Annotated in this window: 18 protein-coding genes and 2 tRNA genes; 3 read left to right on the top strand and 17 right to left on the bottom strand. The window is 61.3% G+C overall.

Features of this window, described 5'->3' with window-relative positions; genetic code table 11:
• Positions 1–83 precede the first annotated feature (83 nt).
• From DHB74_RS02035 to DHB74_RS02045, 3 genes are all read right to left on the bottom strand, one after another.
• On the bottom strand, positions 84–1,709 hold the full coding sequence (locus DHB74_RS02035; protein ID WP_499160661.1) for an FMN-binding glutamate synthase family protein: 1,626 nt from the start codon (positions 1,707–1,709) through the stop codon (positions 84–86).
• 89 nt (positions 1,710–1,798) lie between these two features.
• Positions 1,799–1,875 (bottom strand) — tRNA-Asp (locus DHB74_RS02040).
• Positions 1,876–1,888: 13 nt separating this feature from the next.
• Positions 1,889–1,964 (bottom strand) — tRNA-Val (locus tag DHB74_RS02045).
• Between the two features lie 189 nt (positions 1,965–2,153).
• On the opposite strand from DHB74_RS02045, the gene rdgC reads away from it, so the two are divergent.
• Complete coding sequence (gene rdgC, locus DHB74_RS02050) at positions 2,154–3,071, top strand: recombination-associated protein RdgC (protein ID WP_036988642.1); 918 nt, start codon at positions 2,154–2,156, stop codon at positions 3,069–3,071.
• Between the two features lie 347 nt (positions 3,072–3,418).
• On the opposite strand, the gene bamD is transcribed toward rdgC, so the two are convergent.
• From bamD to DHB74_RS02120, 14 genes are all read right to left on the bottom strand, one after another.
• The gene (gene bamD, locus DHB74_RS02055) at positions 3,419–4,033 is read right to left on the bottom strand and encodes an outer membrane protein assembly factor BamD (RefSeq protein WP_074777951.1); all 615 of its coding nucleotides are present in this window, start codon (positions 4,031–4,033) and stop codon (positions 3,419–3,421) included.
• A 35-nt stretch (positions 4,034–4,068) separates the two neighbouring features.
• Complete coding sequence (locus DHB74_RS02060) at positions 4,069–4,824, bottom strand: type II secretion system protein N (RefSeq protein ID WP_499160662.1); 756 nt, start codon at positions 4,822–4,824, stop codon at positions 4,069–4,071.
• A complete protein-coding gene (locus DHB74_RS02065) occupies positions 4,821–5,309 on the bottom strand; it encodes a type II secretion system protein M (protein ID WP_499160663.1) in 489 nt (162 codons plus the stop codon). Before DHB74_RS02065 ends, DHB74_RS02060 begins: the two co-directional genes overlap by 4 nt.
• Positions 5,306–6,541, bottom strand: coding sequence for a type II secretion system protein GspL (gene gspL / locus DHB74_RS02070; protein ID WP_499160664.1), 1,236 nt, complete (start codon positions 6,539–6,541; stop codon positions 5,306–5,308). Before gspL ends, DHB74_RS02065 begins: the two co-directional genes overlap by 4 nt.
• Positions 6,542–6,566: 25 nt before the next feature.
• On the bottom strand, positions 6,567–7,370 hold the full coding sequence (locus tag DHB74_RS02075; RefSeq protein ID WP_499160665.1) for a type II secretion system minor pseudopilin: 804 nt from the start codon (positions 7,368–7,370) through the stop codon (positions 6,567–6,569).
• Entirely contained in the window at positions 7,367–7,987 is a 621-nt protein-coding gene (gene gspJ, locus DHB74_RS02080) for a type II secretion system minor pseudopilin GspJ (protein ID WP_499160666.1), read from the bottom strand. Before gspJ ends, DHB74_RS02075 begins: the two co-directional genes overlap by 4 nt.
• Positions 7,984–8,382 carry a type II secretion system minor pseudopilin GspI gene (gspI, locus tag DHB74_RS02085; RefSeq protein WP_074777941.1) on the bottom strand — a complete coding sequence of 133 codons (399 nt, stop codon included), beginning with the start codon at positions 8,380–8,382 and terminating at the stop codon, positions 7,984–7,986. The genes gspJ and gspI overlap by 4 nt, the downstream gene beginning before the upstream one ends.
• On the bottom strand, positions 8,363–8,929 hold the full coding sequence (locus DHB74_RS02090) for a GspH/FimT family protein (protein ID WP_051610709.1): 567 nt from the start codon (positions 8,927–8,929) through the stop codon (positions 8,363–8,365). The genes gspI and DHB74_RS02090 overlap by 20 nt, the downstream gene beginning before the upstream one ends.
• Positions 8,930–8,931: 2 nt before the next feature.
• Positions 8,932–9,399, bottom strand: coding sequence for a type II secretion system major pseudopilin GspG (gspG, locus tag DHB74_RS02095; RefSeq protein ID WP_074777939.1), 468 nt, complete (start codon positions 9,397–9,399; stop codon positions 8,932–8,934).
• A gap of 1 nt (position 9,400) precedes the next feature.
• A complete protein-coding gene (gene gspF / locus DHB74_RS02100) occupies positions 9,401–10,612 on the bottom strand; it encodes a type II secretion system inner membrane protein GspF (protein ID WP_036988632.1) in 1,212 nt (403 codons plus the stop codon).
• Between the two features lie 2 nt (positions 10,613–10,614).
• Positions 10,615–12,126, bottom strand: a complete 1,512-nt coding sequence (gene gspE, locus DHB74_RS02105) for a type II secretion system ATPase GspE (RefSeq protein ID WP_051610906.1) — start codon at positions 12,124–12,126, stop codon at positions 10,615–10,617.
• A gap of 8 nt (positions 12,127–12,134) precedes the next feature.
• Positions 12,135–14,183 (bottom strand): type II secretion system secretin GspD, encoded by a 2,049-nt coding sequence (gene gspD, locus DHB74_RS02110; protein ID WP_280164510.1) that lies wholly within the window; start codon positions 14,181–14,183, stop codon positions 12,135–12,137.
• Between the two features lie 13 nt (positions 14,184–14,196).
• Positions 14,197–15,060, bottom strand: a complete 864-nt coding sequence (gene gspC / locus DHB74_RS02115) for a type II secretion system protein GspC (RefSeq protein WP_051610707.1) — start codon at positions 15,058–15,060, stop codon at positions 14,197–14,199.
• A 374-nt stretch (positions 15,061–15,434) separates the two neighbouring features.
• Positions 15,435–17,528 carry a PhoX family protein gene (locus DHB74_RS02120; RefSeq protein ID WP_499160667.1) on the bottom strand — a complete coding sequence of 698 codons (2,094 nt, stop codon included), beginning with the start codon at positions 17,526–17,528 and terminating at the stop codon, positions 15,435–15,437.
• Between the two features lie 259 nt (positions 17,529–17,787).
• Between DHB74_RS02120 and DHB74_RS02125 the strand changes: the two genes are divergently transcribed.
• Complete coding sequence (locus tag DHB74_RS02125; RefSeq protein ID WP_499160668.1) at positions 17,788–18,387, top strand: tetratricopeptide repeat protein; 600 nt, start codon at positions 17,788–17,790, stop codon at positions 18,385–18,387.
• Positions 18,388–18,440: 53 nt separating this feature from the next.
• Positions 18,441–19,262, top strand: coding sequence for a hypothetical protein (locus DHB74_RS02130; protein ID WP_499160669.1), 822 nt, complete (start codon positions 18,441–18,443; stop codon positions 19,260–19,262).
• Positions 19,263–19,276 lie beyond the last annotated feature (14 nt).

The following is a 19,276-nucleotide window of genomic DNA, read 5'->3' on the forward strand; positions in this document are numbered from 1 at the left end:
CGCTTGATAATGGGGCCCGGCTTATGTCGGGCCTCTTGGTTTGTGGCTCTGAACCACCCCTCCCAAACTGATTCCCCCTGTCGTCAACTGACCGCCACTGGCGCAGCCGGCTCGAAACTGTCCGAGCGCGCCATGGACCACATTCGCCGATAGAATTCCCCCTGCACCTCGCCCTTGAGCAAGGCACCCGGTTCGAGAAAGACATGCATCTGCGAGTACAGCTTGACCTCAGTGGCGGACAATCGGTGCACAAGAAAATGGGGCTCCAGTTGCGCGGGATGGGACAACCCTGCCGCCGCCAGCATTTCCGCCAGGGCAATCATGGTATTGCGATGAAAGTGATACACCCGCTCAGCCTTGTCCGGCACCACCAGTGCACGTTGGCGTAGCGGATCCTGGGTAGCGACGCCGGTAGGACAACGGTTGGTGTGACAGGTGCGAGACTGGATGCAGCCAATGGCGAACATGAAGCCCCGCGCAGAATTGACCCAATCCGCCCCTATCGCCAGCACCGAGGCGATATCAAACGCGCTGATGATCTTGCCACTGGCGCCGATGCGGATCTGGTCACGCAGCCCCACGCCAACCAGAGTGTTATGGACGAACATCAGGCCCTCACGCAGCGGCACGCCCAGGTGATTGGTGAACTCCAAAGGCGCGGCGCCGGTACCTCCTTCCTTGCCGTCTACCACGATGAAATCCGGCACGATACCGGTCTCCAGCATAGCCTTGGCGATCGCCATGAATTCCCACGGATGGCCCAGGCACAGCTTGAAACCGACCGGCTTGCCTTCGGCCAATTCGCGCAGGTGTTGAATGAACTGCAGTAATTCGATGGGCGTGGAGAAGGTCGTGTGCCGCGCTGGCGAGATGCAATCGCGATCCTGGGGAATGCCGCGGGTCGCGGCAATTTCGACGCTGATCTTGTGTTTGGGCAGAATCCCACCGTGCCCGGGCTTGGCGCCCTGACTCAGCTTGATTTCGATCATCTTCACCTGGGGCCGGCGCGCCTGGACCGCGAAGCGCTCGGCATCGAATGCCCCGTTGTCGTCACGGCAGCCGAAGTAGCCACTACCCAGCTCCCAGATCAGGTCCCCGCCATGCTCCAGGTGATAGGGGCTGATGCTGCCCTCCCCCGTGTCATGGGCGAAGTTACCCAGCTGCGCCCCCTTGTTCAGCGCCGAGATGGCGTTGGCGCTCAGGGAGCCAAAACTCATCGCCGAAATATTCAGTACCGACGCCGAATACGGCTGACGACACTGTGGGCCACCGACGGTCACGCGGAACTCGTCCGGGTTGCCATGCACCACCGGCAGCATCGAATGGCTGATGAACTCGAACCCAGTGTGGTTGACGTCTTTCAGCGTGCCAAACGGGGTATCAGCCGTCTGATTCTTGGCCCGGGCATAAACCAGCGAGCGCTGCGCCCGGGAGAACGGCAATTGCTCGTTATCACTCTCGATCAGGTACTGGCGGATCTCCGGGCGGATGCTTTCCACCAGATAGCGGATATTGCCAAGAATCGGATAATTGCGCCGCACGGCGTGCCGACGCTGCAACATGTCGAATATGCCGAGCAGACTGAGCGCAGCGGCAACAAGGGTCAACGGCCACAACCAACCGATAGTGGACAGGAACGGCAGGCTGAGAAAGGTGAGCAGCACGCACAGGGCAAAGAAGGTATAGCGACCAAACAGTGGCAGTTTCATTCCGACTCCCGATGACAGACCAGTCAGGAGTCTAGCAGGAGCCCGGAACGAAAAAACCCTCGCATCTCTCGATGCGAGGGTTTCGGATATGGCGCAGTGGACGGGACTCGAACCCGCGACCCCCGGCGTGACAGGCCGGTATTCTAACCAACTGAACTACCACTGCGCGTTACCTCGAGTGGTGGGTGATGACGGGATCGAACCGCCGACCCTCTGCTTGTAAGGCAGATGCTCTCCCAGCTGAGCTAATCACCCATTTGCTCTCGAAGTGGGGCGCATTCTAGGCAGGTTTAAGACGTCTGGCAATACCTTTTGTGAAATAAATCCCGCTTTCTTTCAATATGTTATGCAGTCGTCCGGCGGGACTGGCTGAAAATCTCCTCACGCGCAATAATGCCCGCCCTTCCCATTTTCCAAATTCATGCATCATCACAAGGACTGCCCATGTGGTTTCGTAATCTATTGCTCTACCGTTTCAGCCAGGACGTCCCTTTTAACGAAGCAGAACTGCTCGCCGCCCTTGAACAACGCCCCGCTCGCCCCTGCGCCAGCCAGGAAACCCACACTCTGGGATGGACCACCCCCTTCGGTCGTCACTCCGAGAATCTGTTGCAGGTTGCCGAGGGTTACTGGCTGGTCGCGCTGCGCAAGGAAGAACGCATCCTGCCCGGCAGCGTGGTGAAGGACGCCCTGGCCGAGAAAGTGGAAGAGATCGAAGCCCGCGACGCCCGCAAGGTCTACAAGAAAGAGCGCGATACCCTCAAGGACGACATCATCATGTCCCTGCTGCCGCGCGCTTTCACTCGCACCCAGACCACCCTGGCCTGCATCGCCCCGCAGGAAGGCTGGATTGCCGTCGACACTTCCAGCGCCAAGCGCGCTGAAGACCTGCTCAGCCTGCTGCGCGAAGGTACCGGCAGCCTGCCGGTGCGGCCGATGAACGTGAAGATGGCCCCCGCCGCCTGCATGACCGATTGGGTCAAGACCGGCCAGGCCCCTGAAGGATTGCTGATCTCCGATGAATGCGAGCTGCGCGACACCGGCGAAGACGGCGGTGTGATCCGCTGCAAGCGCCAGGATCTGTCCAGCGACGAAATTCAGCAGCACCTGACGGTCGGCAAGCAGGTCAGCCAGTTGGCGCTGCACTGGCATGACAAGTTGTCCTTCACGCTGGATGACAAACTCGCGGTCAAACGCCTGCGCTTCGAAGAGCTGCTGCGTGATGAAGCGGATGATCAGGGTGGCGACGACATGGCCGGCCAACTGGATGCCAGCTTCGTCATCATGTCCCGCACCCTGTCGGAACTGCTTCCGGCCCTGACTGCGGCGCTGGGCGGCGAAGATATTCCGCAGGGTATCTGACCACCAGCCCAGCTATAACGGGGATTGGGCAAGCTATCCACAAAAGCTGTGGAAAACTCTGTGGATAGCCTGCCTAAAACTCTCCCCGCAGCAAGTAATACGTGGCTGCGAGTCAAAATGCTCAAAATATAACCACATGTTTTTTGCAATAAAATCAACAAGTTACAAACATGCGTGATATTTCAGTTAGTTAGACTGGCATTTTATCCACCACCGAAGGTCCCGCCCTTCCGCTGTGCACAATGTCAAGCGCCCATGTCTCAAAAATCGTTAAAAAAACCCCGATAAAAACCGCCGTACGCTCTTGACGGGCCGGGCAAAACCTTCCAACTAGATAGATGCAATACTCACTTCTCTCGCATCCGATCCAGCCAGGCGTTGGCTTCCCGACCGGAAGCGGTGTGCGCATAGTGCCGGGCAATATAATTCATGCGTTGCTCGGCAGTCTGCCGGTCACCCGCTTCGGCGGCCTGCATTGCGAGCCGGTATTCGGCTCCTGCCATATCCTCCAGCAGCTCGTGCAGCCGGGGTGCAACCTCGGTGCGGTAGTCGGAGTCGGGGTAGCGGCGGACAAAGTCGGCAAACTGCGCGTGAACCTTGCGGCCCTCTTTCAGACGCAGTGCATCATCATCGGCAGTCATCTCGAAGCGTGCATATTGCGCCAGGGTCAACAGATAGGCGGAATAGTCCGGATAAGGGGGCTCCACGTGCCGTTTCTGGTAATCATTGAGCAATGTCTCCACCGCCACCACTTCACCCTGCTGAAGACAGACATAGGCGGCTTGCTGTTCCAGCTCGGGCGCTTGGTGTTGGCGCAGATCCGAGATCAGTTTGGTGTCACAACGCCCCATGCTGATCTTCGCCCGGGCATCAACCAGGCCTTCCTCCTGACGCTGCTGCGAGCCCGTACTCGCACACCCGGCCAGACCGGCCAATAGCAACAGCACTACACATAAACGCATCGAATTTCCTCTGCCATCACGGCTATGGTTCCGTTTCACTGTAATTGCGCCTGCCAGCTCACCCAACCCTGCGGGTTCGGTCGGCCAAGCAGGCCTAGCCCCTCGGACAGCATGGGTTCGGCATCTGCCCGCGCCTGCAATTGCACATTGAGTTTCATTGGCTGACCTGGACGCCAGCGCGCATCCCCCATCAACCCCAAAGGCCCGCCCTGATCCTGCAGATCTAGGGTCAACCAGCCGTCCGCATTCCCCAGTGTCGCGGTCAGATGCCCGAATGGCATCGCCTGGGGCAAGCCACCGGCCGCATCCTGCCATACCAGGCGGCCGTTTGCTGCAACCACTGACTCGAAACCCTCCAGTGCCAGTTGGGGCACATCCAGCAACCAGGCGCCGCGCAGCACGAAGGGCGCATTGTTAATGGCTGCCATGCTCGCGGCATCGAGCGTGCCGTGGATATCGGTGAGCGTCAGCGAGCCCAGCCCAGCGTTCAGTTGTGCGTTGACGTTGCCGTTACGCGGCTGCCAGAGCAAATCAAGACCGACCTGACCGCCGAGCAGACGGGACGGCAGCCAATCCCAGCTGAGCCGTCCCTGATCAACCCCATCCACTTCCACTCGCGCCACCTGTCCGGACCACAGCGTGCCGGTCAGCCCATGCAGGGTCACTGCGGCGGGCAACTGCCCTTCCAGGCGCTTCCAGACAAAGGCCGCCGGCAGATTCCACAGCAGGGTCAGCAGGTACAACAACAGGGCGCAGACCAGCATAGCCTTGATATTCCAGCGTTTGATCATGACCGCGGCTCCACCTTGACCCGGGCCGATACCTGCCCCGGCGCCGCTCCTGCATCCACCGCCAACTGGCTGACCTGCAATCCGTGGCGCTGCTCCAGCTCCGCCAGCCACAATACCAACCTGTCGAAACTCGTTTCGCTGAACCACAGCCGTGCGCCCTGCCCTTCGGGCTGGACCCGCTCCATCGTCTCGCGGATGCCGGCAGCGCTGGCGGAGACCTCCACCAGGGTCAACACCGAGCCACCTGCCGCCGCGCCATTGCCCGGACGACCTTGTTGCGCCGCCTGGCGCTTGACCTGCGTCGCGACCTGCTGCATCCAGCTCAGGTCCGCCGACAAGGCGCTGATATCTGTCCGCAACTGCTCACGTTTCTGGGCCAACGGCTCCCAGATCAACAACCAGAGCACCAGGATGAACAGCAGCACCGCTCCGCCAGCCAGAATGATACGTTCCCGCGGGGCCAGCCCCGCCCACCAGGCATTCATGATCCACCTCTCTGAACTCGCAATCGGGCGGTTACCCCGTCTGTCCCTGAATCCGCACCTTGCAGGGTCTCGCTCAAACCCGGGCCGGCTGCCAGCTTAGCCCGGATACCTTCCAGTTCGGCGAAGGATGGCAACTGCAGCTCCAGCTCGATCTCCGTCGGTGTCGCCCGGAACTGCCTGATCCTGCGGGGCTCGCCCTCGCCCACCACAGCCAATACGTCGTACAACAGACTCCCGGTACCGTTCTCTCCCGCCTGTACATCCCCACCGGCCAACGCCTGCTGAAACTGGGTGACGGGATCAACCCGCCGGCTTTTCGGCAAGGTACGGTCGAACAACAAATCGATTTCAGTCCGCAGCCGTTCGCGTTCACCGGACAGGGCCATACCTTCAAGCACCAGTTGACCGACCAGCGCCGCCAGTAACACGCCGGCAGCGATCATCACCGGCCGCAGCTTGCGCCAGGGTGGCGTTGCCATGCCGTTGGTGTAGGGCCCGACCAGCAAGTTGAGCGCGCGCGCGGGTTGCTGAGCACGTTTGAGCGCTGCCTCCAGAGTCGCCAGCGGCTCCGTCTGGCGCAGCTCGGCGTTCCCTTCCGTCAGTCCCAGGTCAGCCAGCTGGAAACCGTGCAGATGCAGCACCCGCTGTTCTTCATCCAGTTGCGCCAGCCGCTGTTTGAGCCAGAAACCGAGCATGCTGGTCTCTATCAGCACTGGCTCCTGATCGGTACTGGTTACCAGCGCCTGGTCCACATCATCGGGCCATGGCGAGGGTTGTACATGCAGCCCCACCTCAGGTGCCGCCTCATCATGCAGGCTGGCCTGGGGCAACAGCGCTTCCAGGCGCCAGCCGGCGTCCTGGCATTCCTCCAGCCAGGCCTGCATATGGCGCTGTTCGGTAACCGCCGCAGCAAAACGACCATCGCCGCGGCGCGGGCCCGCCACCAGATGCAACTCCTCCAGTTCCTGACCAAGCTGGTCTTCCAGAGCATAGGGCAGCGCAGCGCGGGCGGCCGCGGCCCGGCGGACCGGGATGGCGACACGATACAGATTCACCGCAGTGGCTGGCGCCAGTGCGCGCAGGCGCTCCGCAGGGAAACGGCTGCGCAACTGGGTCAGAGGGTCCTGCCCCGATTCTTCCAGGGTGCCATCACGCCCGGTGCGCCACCATTGCAGGCGGGTGGGTTCCAGCGTCTCGATGCCCGGAAAATCAGGCAGTAGCACTATCAGCATGTTTTCATCCGTCGATTAATACCGGTCATGGCTCGCAGGCCGTCTGTTCTCTGATAACCACTTTTCCATTCGGTGCGTCCAGCAAGGTGCATTGATAGAACCGCCGTTCGGCGAATTCCGCCATGACCTGCAGGCGCATGTACCAGGGTGCGTTCTCGCCGGCGGCCCGGTCGGCAAAAATCTCCTGCATCAGCTCATGGCTGCGCTCCAGATCAATCGGGCTGGCCGTGCCGGGATAGGCCGTTACGAAGGGCGCCAGTGCCTGCCAGGCTTCAGCGGTCATGCCGCTGACGCTGTTCAGCTCCGATGCCACTACCATGGGCCGATTGCCCGATACCCTGACCGGCGTCTCCAGGCGATAGACGGGGTCGTCGGTTTCCGGGTTCATCCAGTCGCTTACCGCCATGGCGAGCTGCGCTCCGGCTGGCATTCTCACGCCACTCTCCTGGCCGACCTGGTCTACCAGCCGGGCGAAATAGCCCTGCTCGGTTTCATCGGCGCCAGCCAGCGCATTCAGATTGTAGCGACAGCGCATGTCATCCAGGGTGGCCTCCAGCCGCACACCATCCACTTCGAAGGGCAAAACCGGCGAGCGACAGGTATCCCACAGCAGATCTTCCGGCCCCTTGGCCCGCTCCAGCAGTTGCAGCACCATGTTCTCGGCGCCCAGCGCCACCTGGCGCGAGAAGTCCCGCTCGAATACCGCCGATGTACGCCGGATATCGGCCTGGCCGCGCATCGCCATGCCCACCGCGGCGACCACCGCCAGTGCCATCACCAGCAGCGCGGTTATCAGCGCCACTCCTTGTTGCCCGCGACGGGACGTCATAAGCCCACCGCCATCATCCGTCGTATCTCCCCCAGGCCAGGCAGATCCAGTACCACTTCCACTGCCACCGGCAGCCCTCCTGCCTCAGGGTCAGCGTCCGGCAAGGGCCAGGCATCGACTCGCTCCAGGCCCGAGGGTGTGCGCACGATGAAAACAAAGGCGCTATTGGCCCCGAGCAGGCGCGATTCATCCGCCAGTTCGGCAAACGGCCGGATACGCATCGCCTCGGTATCCACTATATCCACCCCCGGCCACAGTCGGCGTTCCAGCCCCCGATCGGTGATCTGCCAGGCGGTGCGGCGCAGGCGCTGCTCCCCGCCGGCACCGGCTCGCACCAACTCCAACAGATGCTCATCGGCGCCTGGGCGTAAACGCAGTGGCGGCAGGGGATCACCGAACTCGTCACGCACCGTGACATCCACTACCTGGGCCAGATCACGCTCCAATACGCTCAGGGTCACCTGCAGGTCCGCCAGGTGCTGCCCTTGCTCACGGGTGATGTAATCGGCGCTCAAGACCGCACGCAAACCCTGATAAGCCACCACGCTCATGACCGCGAACACCGCCATGGCAATCAGCACCTCCAATAAGGTGAAGCCTGACTGACGCTGTTTCATGGCAGCAAAAACGCGCTGGCGGTGGCACGCTGCGCATCCTCACCACGGTCGGCCAACCACAAACGTACATCCACTCTTCTCACTGCCGGCAGCGGGAAGGGCGACTGTGCCGTGTAGTCGCTCATCTCCACCTCGAAGCCGAAGCGATAAGGGCCCATGGTCACCTCACCAGTGCGCCCGCCTTCGGCAACGGCGCGCATGCCGGTCTGATATTCGGTCAACAGGTTCTGCCCGGCCCAGTGCGCCAGGGTGCGCTCCTGCAGGTAGGCCGTATTGCGTGCATGGTCCGCCCCGGTCTTGACCAGCGCCGCCAACGCGACGGCCAGAATGGTTAATGCCACCAGCACTTCCAGCAGCGTGAAACCGGCATCACGCCTAGTTCTGGGGGATGGCATCCAATACCTCGACACGGCCTTCCAGCCCGATTCTCATATGCCGCACCAGATCCTTTCCGGGTACCCGCAAGGTGATCAGTGCCGGCGTCATCTCGCCGGTATTGCCCAGCCGGATATGCGGCTCCCAGCCCCGGGTCTGGGGCAGCGGCGTGCGCTCCCCATCCAGTTCCAGCTCCACTTCGATCAACTCCTGGTCGAATTGCCGGGGCCCCAGTTGCGGATCAACCAGCGGCCGCCATTCGCGGGTACTGTCATCAAGCATCACCAGCTCGAGAAAACTGTAGCCATCGCGGCGTAGCCCCAGAGCGCGATCTGATTGGCCAGTAATCAGCAGTTCGTCCCGCGCCAGACTCAGGGTCGCGGCCAGCCGCTCGGTTTCAGAGCGAAGTTTGCGCTCGGCACCGTCACCGATGGACAGGCTGGCCAGCCCCGCCACGACGCCGATCAGCACCAGCACCACCAGCAACTCCATCAAGGTGAAGCCACCCTGGGCTCTCTCGGCAGGAGAGCGTGTCGGGTGCGGCTGATGGCGACGCTGGATCCCCATGATCAGTTACTACGCTCGGGATCTTCCACGTTCCAGTTGCCGATATCGGCGTTGGCATCAGTGCCGCCGGGACGGCCATCGGCGCCCAGGCTGTACAGGTCATATTCGCGGTTATCGCGGCCCGGGCGCAGGTACTGGTATTCGTTACCCCACGGGTCCTTCTGCAAGCGGTCGATATAACCTCCGGCGCGCCAGTTGCGCGCGGTGTCGTTGCCGCTGGGCCGCTCCACCAGGGCGCGCAGGCCCTGTTCGGTGGTCGGATAGTTGAAATTGTCCAGGCGATACAGGTTCAGCGCGCTTTCCATGGCGCGGATATCATTCTGCACCTTGGTGATCCGCGCCTGATCAGGCCGGTCCATCACCCGCGGCACCACTACTGCGGCGAGAATCCCGAGAATGACCACCACCACCATGACCTCGATCAGGGTGAAACCACGTTGTGCAAGGGAGGCTTTATGTACTGTAGGCATATCAATTGACCAGTTGGTTGAGTTCAAAGATGGGCAACAGGATGGCCAGTACAATGATCAGTACCACGCCTCCCATCGCCAGGATCAGCAAGGGTTCGAACACGCCCATGACCATGGCAATCCGTGCTTCCAGTTCCCGTTCCTGGGTTTCCGCGGCGCGTTCGAGCATCTTGTCCAGGGTGCCGCTGCTTTCACCACTCTTGATCAGGCTCAGGGTCATCGGTGGGAAATAGCCGCTGCGTTCCAGCGAATGCCCCACGCCTGCCCCTTCCCGGACCTTTTTCGCCGCGTCACTGACCGCATCGCGCATCGGCGTATTACTAATGACGCTGGCACTCATGTTCAGTGCATCCAGCAGCGGTACGCCGCTGCCAGCGAGGATATTCAGCGTACGGGCAAAGCGGGCGGTATTCAGCCCCCGGATCAGTCGTCCGATCAGCGGCAGCTTGAGCATGCCCCGATCCCAGCTCAAGCGCGCCGCAGGGCGTTTGAGTAACTGCCGGGTCAAGGTCACCAACGCCACAATCCCCAGCAGCATGAGCCAACCCCAGTTTCGCACGGTGTCGCTGGTGGCAATCAGCGCACGGGTCAGGGTGGGCAATTGCTGGTTCATGCCGGCAAACACCTGCACCACCTCCGGCACCACATAGGTCAACAGAGCGACCACGACCAGCAGCGCGACCACGGTGAGAATGGCCGGGTAGAACATGGCCAGCTGGATCTTCTGGCGCATGGCATTCTGTGCTTCGACGTTGTCAGCCAGCCGTTCCAGCACGACGTCCATACGCCCGGCCTGCTCACCGGCGGCGATGGTGGTGCGATAGATGGCGGGGAATACCGAGGGAAACTCGCCCATGGCATGGGCCAGCGGCAGGCCTTCCATGACCCGCGTACGTACCGCTGAGAGCGTGGCCTTGACCTTGGGCGACTCGCTTTGCCGGGCGACAGTACCAAGCACTTCCTCGATCGGCATGCCGGCCCGGGCCAGGGTCGCCATCTGCCGGGTTGCCAGGGACAATTCCAGCGGCTTGATCCGCCGTTGCAGGACCGGCATGCGCAGCACCGAGGTCTTCTCGGCGACCTCGTTCACCGCCATGGGCATCAACCCCTGCTCGCGCAGGCGACCACGTACCTGACGGGAGGAGTCGCCCTCCTCCACCCCCTTGCGGGTACGGCCAGCCTGATCCAGCGCGACGTATTCAAAAGCCGGCATGCTCAGTCCTCCCGGGTGACGCGCAGTACTTCTTCCAGCGTGGTATCGCCGGCCAGTACCCGGCGCAAACCATCCTGCCGAATGCCCATCTGGGCCAGTCGCGCATGCCGCACCATGGCGTGTTCACTGGCACCGTCGTGGATCAGACCACGCAGGGTATCGTCGATTTCGATCAGTTCGTAGATACCGGTCCGCCCGCGATAGCCCCCACCGTTACACTGCGAACAGCCCACCGGACTATACAGAGTGGGCGCGGCGGCCGGCTCCACGCCCAGCAGTCGACACTCGCTGGGCGTGGCCGTATGCGGTTTGCGGCAGTCCGGACAGAGGGTCCGCACCAGTCGCTGGGCCAGCACCCCGTTGAGGGTGGACGACAACAGGAAAGGTTCGATGCCCATGTCCCGCAAGCGCGTAATCGCACCCACGGCGGTATTGGTGTGCAGCGTCGAGAATACCAGGTGACCGGTGAGACTGGCCTGGATGGCGATCTGTACGGTTTCCACGTCGCGGATTTCGCCGACCATGACCACATCCGGGTCCTGACGGAGGATAGCGCGCAGGCCCCGGGCGAAAGTCATGTCGACCTTGGTGTTGATCTGGGTCTGGCCGATACCGTCAAGGTAGTACTCAATGGGATCTTCCACGGTGAGGATATTGCGGCTGCGGTCGTTCAGGCGCATCAACGCCGAATACAGCGTGGTGGTCTTACCCGAACCGGTCGGCCCGGTCACCAACACGATGCCGTGGGGCCGGCTGATAACCCGCTCCATGGACTGATAATGCTCATCGCACATGCCCAGATGTCGCAGTTCGAGCCGCCCGGCCTGCTTGTCCAGCAGACGCAGCACCACCCGCTCGCCATGCCCGGACGGCAGTGTCGACACCCGCACGTCCACCGCCCGGCCGACCAGTCGCAGGCCGATGCGGCCATCCTGGGGCAGGCGTTTTTCGGCGATATCCAGCTTGGCCATGACCTTGATCCGCGAGACGATAACCGGCGCCAGCGCCCGGGGCGGCTCCAATACCTCACGCAGCACACCGTCGACCCGCAAGCGGATCGACAGGCGATTCTCGAAGGGCTCGATATGAATATCCGAGGCGTTCTCCTTGACCGCTTCGGACAACAGCGCATTGATCAGGCGGATGATCGGGGCCTCGTCCTGGGATTCGAGCAAGTCTTCCGGCTCGGCCAGGGACTGGGCCACGGACATCAGGTCAGCGTCTTCGCCCAGGCCCTCGACAAACTGCATGGCATCGTTGGCCGAACGCTCATAGCGGTCTCGCAGGCGAGCGGCAAAGGCATCATCATCCAGCACGATGGGGCGCAACGGGTGCCCAGCCAGCCGGCGCAGTTCCAGCAGCGCCTGCGGGTCGCAGTCGGCACGAACGAACACATCCAACTGGTTTTCGCGCAGTTGGCCGGGCAGCACGCCGAATCGCCGGGCGAACCGGTAATCGGTCTCGGCCTGCAGCGCCACCTCGGGCAGCACCGCGCTGATATCAGCGTCGCTCACCGGCACCGTCATCTTGCCCCCGGTGGTGCGGGAATGGGCGCTTTCACCGCCAGGTTGTCCGAGCTGGCGTTCTCAAAGGGCGGCGGCAGGGTCAGCAGGTAGTTCCAGTCCGGCAGTACCGACATGTCGCTACGCGGCAACAGACTGTCATTGCGGCCCTGCTCTTTCAATTGCTGATCGCGGATGTAGCTGTACTTCGCATGGGTCAGGCTTTCTGCCACCGCGGTGTCGCGCACGATCACCGGCCGCAGGAAGACCATCAGATTACGCTTTTCCACGTTGGCCGTATCGTAGCGGAACAGCCGGCCAAGACCTGGTATATCACCGAGCAGTGGCACCTTGTCACGGGTTTCTACCATCTGGTCATCGATCAGACCACCCAGCACGATGAGCTGGTTATCATCGACCATGACGTGAGTATTGAGGCTGCGCTTGTTGGTGATCAGGTCCGCCGCACCGCTGGCGCCGGGAGCAATCTGCGACACTTCCTGGGCGATTTCCAGGCGCACCGCGTTACCCTCGTTGATCTGCGGACGAATCCGCAGCTTGATACCCACGTCCTCACGCTGGATGGTATCGAAGGCCTGACCGGAGTTTTCCACCGAGCGACCGACAATGAAGGGCACGTTCTGACCGACCACGATTTCCGCCTCCTCGTTATCCAGCGTCAGCAAGCTCGGGGTAGACAGAATGTTGCTTGAACTGTCGCCCTGCAGGGCATTGATCAGCAGCCCGATCTGGGTGCTGCCGATGGTGCCCACTCCGCCCAGGGTAGCGCCATCAGACAGCGACGGCGGCGTGGTGACATCGCCCTCCAGGAAGCCATTGATACCAGCCGCCAGATTGAGAATACCGCCGCCGCCGCGGGCAAAGTTGATCACGCCCACACCCGCACCCTCATTGGCGAAGCCCCACTGCACACCCAGTTCCTTGGCGCGGTCGTAGGACACCTCGGCAATCACCGCTTCAACCAGAACCTGGGCCCGGCGGATATCCAGCTGGCGAATGATCTGCGACATCTCCCGGGTCAGCTCGGCCGGCCCGTAGATGACCACCGAGTTGGTGCTATCGTGCGCCTGGATGCGCACCCGGCTGCTCTGATTGCCATACCCATAGGAGCCGGATGATGTGCCGCTGCTCGATGAACTGCTGCTACCCACTGCGCCGTTTTCCACATCGCGGCCTTCAGCGATCCCTCTCAGCACTTCGGCAACATCCTCGGCCTTGGCGTAGCGCAGATAATGTACCTGGGTATTGCCCACATCCCCAGCCACGTCCAACTGGCGGATCATCGCGCGATAGGCCAGACGCCTCTGCGGATCGCCCAGCAGCACCACGGTATTGGTGCGCTCGTCGGCAATCATGCGCACCCGCTTGGAGGCATTTTCCTCCGGTGATGAGGCTTGCAGGCCTTCGGTGATACGCACCAGGTCCAACGCCGAGGCGTGCTCCAGCGCAATCACCTCGAATTCCTCCATGGATTCCTGATCGATCCGTTGGATCAACGCTTCAATCCGCCGTACGTTGGCCGCGGTATCGGCAATCACCAGCGAGTTGGATTCAGCGGCCGCCGCCAGGTGCCCACCCTTGGGCACCAGCGGCCGCAGGATACGCACCAGTTGGCTGGCATCGAGGTGCCGTACGCTGATCACATGGGTAATGAATTCATCCCCCCGGCTGTTGCGTTCCAGGGTGCCCACCTCGTTCTCCTTGGCCTGTACCTCGGGGACAATACGCACTGTGCCCTCAGCCCCGGAGACTGCAGCGAAGCCGTAGGATTTCAGCACCCCCAGAAACAGATCATAAAGTTCGTCGCGCTTGATTGCCTGGCCGGAGACTACATTGACCTGGCCGCGCACCCGCGGGTCGACAATGAAGTTGATCCCGGTTTCCTGACTGACGATCTCGATCAAGCCATTGATATCGGCATCCCTCAGGTTCAGTACCAGCTCGTCACCGTCTCCCCGCTCCACCGGCGCCTGAGCCATGATGGCACCGCTCAGCAGACTCAGGCTCAAGGCCAGCGGCAAGGTGTAACGGCTTTTCGCAAACAACATAGGCATCCTGGTCTCAGTCCATGCTAATCGTTATGTTCATCGGTTCTCCGTTACGTTCCAGAGACACTGATACCGAACTGGCGTCGGCAAGTTCCTGCAGCAGATCACGGTAATCGCTGATGTCGGATACCGGGCTGCCGTTGACCTCGGTGATGACATCACCGGCAACCAGCCCCGCTGCTTCGAATTCGCGGGCATTGCGTGCCGGGCTGACCTCCAGGCCGTACAGCGCACCGTCTTGCATCACCGGGTTGGCGCTGATCACATCAAGGAAGCGTTGGGGATTGTCGATCCAGGCATTCCGGTCGATACGCGGCTCGCCGCCATCGGCAGCGAGCGCAGCGGATGGGGTCGAGGGCAGCGCCGGCGCCCGGCGACTGCCGGCAGTGGAGCCGGCAGTGTCATGGCGTTTCAGTCGCAGGGTTTCCAGACGGCCGCCGCGATTGAGGATAACGCGATCGGCCAGCACTTCCTGCAGGGTCACGTCCCCTGGCAGGCTGGCACCCACGCGATACAGTTTCTCAGATTGACCGCGGGGCAGAAGAATGGCCGCGCTGCGGCTCGGATCGGGGTCGGACAGCACCCCTTTGAGCGACCAGCTAAGAGAGGTATCCGGTGCGTTCAGCGCACGGCTACCAGCCTTGACGGCGGCGGTACCAAATACCGACAGGCTGGCAAGTTCAGCGAAACCGCCGCGAACAGGCGCGGTTTCTGCAGGCAAGTTCATGGTCATTGGGGCGTCGGCTGCCGGCAGGATGCTTGCGGGCTCCAGCACGGCCCAGGTCAAACGTCCCAGCAAAACAGCAGTGATAGCCACCAACACGAAGGTTGAAAACCTGACCACAGAATCCAGTGTGAAGCGGGCTACCAGTGGCATGCATTCTCCAGGCAAAGCCAGTGGCCGAAGGGCCACACGATCAGCCGCCAAAGGCTACCGATCTTTCTTTGCAGTTTTATTGTTATATCCCTGAAATGCGCTTTCAGTCGCATGATTGTCACGAATTTGCCACACACCGGCAACCCCCTTGTTTTGCATAGCAGAGCCCCAGCACGCTACCGGCCCGGCAAGACCGTGCTCAATAACCTGTTTGGGTGAAACAAAATGGGATAGATGTCTCATGCCGCCGCCACGGTCATCATGCTAAAACGTACCGACCGGGTGGCAAGAGGATGAAGCAGAATACCTGGGAGGGGATTCAGGGATGACTGCGGCCTAACTGCGCCGCAGCCATTCTGAAGGTAATGCCTGGATCAACTGCCGATCACACCGCCATCATCCTTCCAGATGACCACGGTGGCTGAACGGGGTGGCGTTCTGACCGGGTTACGGTCCGGCCAGGTGCTGCGCACGTAACGCTGGCCTGCGGCCCATTCATCTGGCGTGGTGGTGGCACCCGGATGCTGCACGTTGATGAACATGGTCTTCTGGTCCGGGGTAGTGATCACACCAGTGATTTCCTGGCCGATGGGGCCGGTCAGGAAGCGGCGCATTTCACCTGTTGTCGGATCAGCGCAGAGCATAGCGTTATTACCGAAGACTTCGAACACACCGTTGTTCTGACTGCCTTCACCGATATCGGTCTGAATCCACACGCGGCTGTCCTTGTCGATCCACAGACCGTCCGGCGAACTGAGCAGGTTGTCGGCGGTCAGCGTCTCACCATCGGGGCCTTTGCCTACCAGGTTGGCTTCGCCGCTCTGGCCGGAATCACCACCGAACAGGAAAATATCCCACTCGAAGGTGGTCGAGGCATGGTTACCCCCACTTTCCGCCCAGCGAATGATATGTCCATGGCGGTTCTGGGTCCGCGGGTTGGCTTTATCCGCCTCGCTGCGGCCACTGTTGTTGGTCAGCGTGAAGTACACATCGCCATTATTCGGATCGACAGCGCCCCACTCCGGCCGGTCCATCGGCGTACCACCGACGATGCCGGCTGCCAGGCGGGTATTGACCAGTACATCGGCCTGATCGGCAAACTCAGGTGCAGTCAGGCCGTTCTGGCCGTGCACCAGGGGCAGCCAATCACCGCTACCGTCGTCATTGAAACGACCGACATACAGCGTACCGGTATCCAGAATGGAGCCATCAGTAACGCCTTTCTGGAACGGCTGCTCACTGACAAACTTGTAGATGAACTCATTGGTCGAGTCGTCACCGGAATAGCAGACCACCGGCTCACCGTCCACGGCCGGGCCGAAGACCACACCCTCATGGCCGAAGCGGCCGAGGCTGGTGCGCTTTTTGGGGATGCTTTGCGGATCGAAGGGATCGATTTCCACCATCCAGCCGAAGCAGTTCGGCTCATTGCGGTAGTCCTCCGCAGCAGACGCGCCGGTGCTGGTGGCGTCGAAGCGGGTGAATTCCTCACCGCCGCCATTGGCCAGAGCCCAGCGGTAGCGGCTGTCACTGGCGCGGATACCGTAACGCTGATGCTCACGCGGCAGATTCTCGTCGCGGTTACCGAAATAGCCAGCCCAGTTCTCCTCGGCGGCCATATAGGTATTCCACGGCGTCACCCCCATGGCGCAGTTGTTCAGCGTGCCACGGGTAGCATGGCCATCGGGGCTGTACTTGGTTTTCACCAGATTGCTGCCGCGCACCGGGCCGTGCATCTCCATCGGGGTCAGACCGGTGACCCGACGGTTGTAGTCGCTCTGTACATGCTCCCAGCGGTTATCGCTGCGCTTCTGTACATGCACCACCGAAACACCGTGGGCGTTCAGTTCCTTGAGCGCCTGATCGCGGTCACGGGTGCCGTCGTCGCGCATGATGATGGCGCCGCTGTTCAGGGCCTCACCGATGTGGTTGGCGTGCATGAAACGCGGCTCGACGTATTCATGGTTCATCACCAGCAGGCCTTCATCGGAGCTGCCTTCGAACGGCTCTTCGCCTTCGATCGGGAAGAAGTGCATGCCGTCATGGTGCGAGCCCATCTGCATGCCTTGCTCGGCGCCCGTGTTGTCGATGGCAAAGGCCGGCATGTCACCCAGAATCGGCGTGCCCCAAGGCAGAATCACCTGAAAGCTGTAGCCTTTAGGAACAACGATATCGTCCGACTCGCTGGTCGACACCGCAGTGAACCCCAGCAGCGGACCGGCTTCACCGCCGTCACCCGCACCCGGAGCGCGATCATCATTATCGCTGTCGCTATCCAGGCAACCGGCCAGCCCCAGGCTCATGAAGCCCAGCGCGGCAGCGCCGGCGGTGCTTTTCAACACGGTACGACGGGCCAGGCGGGCTTCGAGCACGCTGGCGAAGTGTCTGTTGCCAGAATAGTCCATCTGCGGCTCATCGCCATTGCCGTTATCAACGATGATGGCCTTGTTACGAATTTCCTCAGACATCCGATCTTCCCTCTGCAGGCTTTATTTATGATCGCTAGAGAATGGGAGCCACAGATGAAATTCGAACGACAGTCAGATTACGGTTTGGCGAAGAAAAAATGGCACAGCGAGATCACTGTCATCTTGCTGGCGGTTTGATTTCCAAGAAACATGACCATGTAGTCAAAAGGCCAGTAATTCCTTTTTTCATAAAAAAGAAATATTTTATGCTTCGCTTAAAAAACAATTAATCAACTCCTTGTTATTAAGGGCGCCACACATGCGCAGCACGTTCCTGACCATCACCTTGGCAACCATCGCACTAGCGGGCTGCGCCAGCCAATCAGCAGAGTCGCAGTTGAAGCGCAAGGAGACCGTGCATGTATGCCAGGACGGCCAGTGCGCCCACCAGCCTGCCAGCACCGTTACCTTCAAGGGCGAACCCGTTGATGCGGCTGCGGAACAACGTCTGCAGGCACTGAAGCAACTGGCCGAACAGGACCCCAAGGCAGCCTATGACCTGGGCCTGCGTCTGCTCCGGGGTGATGGTGTGCATCGCGACAGTTATCAGGGCCTGCAATGGCTGCGTACTGCCGGTGACCAGGGACTGGACGCTGCACAGCTGGCGCTGGGCCGGCTCTATCTGGGCGGACACGAGGAAATGGGTGCCGATCCTGCCGAAGCCGAGGCCTGGTTGAGCCGCGCAGCGGCCCAGGGCAGCAGTGAAGCACAAGATCTATTAGCGGAAGCGCAAGCAGCCAAACAGGTGGCACGCGAGGACTATCGCGTACGTGAGGCAGAGCGCAAATACTGGGGTCGTTGGTACAGCTCCGCTCCCTACTACTGGTACTGGCAAGACCGGTCCTGGTATCTGCGCTGATAAGCAGGTAACTGATCGTCAGCACGTAATCTGTCCATTATGAGAAGTCGATAATGTTTAAAAAAACTCTGCCACTCATCACGCTGGCATCCGCGCTGGCCATTTCCGGCTGTGTTACCCCTGGCGGCATGATCAGTACCGGTAACAACGCCACCGCAGCGACCGGTGCCGCCGGCGGTGCCAGCAGCGTCAATGCCAATAGCTCCCTGGAGCGCTGCGACGCGCCGCTGGGCACTATCGCGGTAGACGACGGTCGCGGCAAGGACTGGTTCGCCAGCTTTGGCCAGGCTACTCAGGTGACCACCATCGAGCCGCTGATCCGGCTGGCCGTTCAGCAGTCCAACTGCTTCGTCATCACCTCCATCGGTAACAACCGCACCGAAAGCCGTCTGAGCGACATCACCAACAAGCAGCGCAACTCCGGCGAGTTCCGTGCTGGCTCCAATCAGCACGCTGGCCAGCGTGTTGCAGCCGATTACTACCTCGAGCCGGCGATCATCATCGGTAACGAGTCGGTCGGTGGCCTGGCAGCAGGCATGGGCGGCCTGATGAGCGGCTTCGCCGGTGCGGTTGCCGGTTCACTGCAGAGCAAGCAGTCGGTGGTCACCATGACCATGTTCGACATCCGCTCCGGTGTGCAGCTGTCGATCTCCGAAGGCAACGCGACTGCCACCAACTTCGGCGCAGCATTCGGCGCGTTGACCGGTGGTGCGGCTGGCGGCATGGGCGGCTTCTCCCGTACCCCCGAAGGCAAGGCCACCGTTGCGGCATTCATGGATGCCTACAACAACATGGTTGTATCACTGCGCAACTACAAGGCTCAGGAAGTCCAGGGCGGACTGGGTCGTGGTGGTCAGTTGAAAGTCGGCAACTGATCCAACCTGCGTAA

This window comes from Pseudomonas sp. G11-1 (assembly GCF_024031555.1).
Lineage (GTDB): Bacteria > Pseudomonadota > Gammaproteobacteria > Pseudomonadales > Pseudomonadaceae > Halopseudomonas > Halopseudomonas bauzanensis.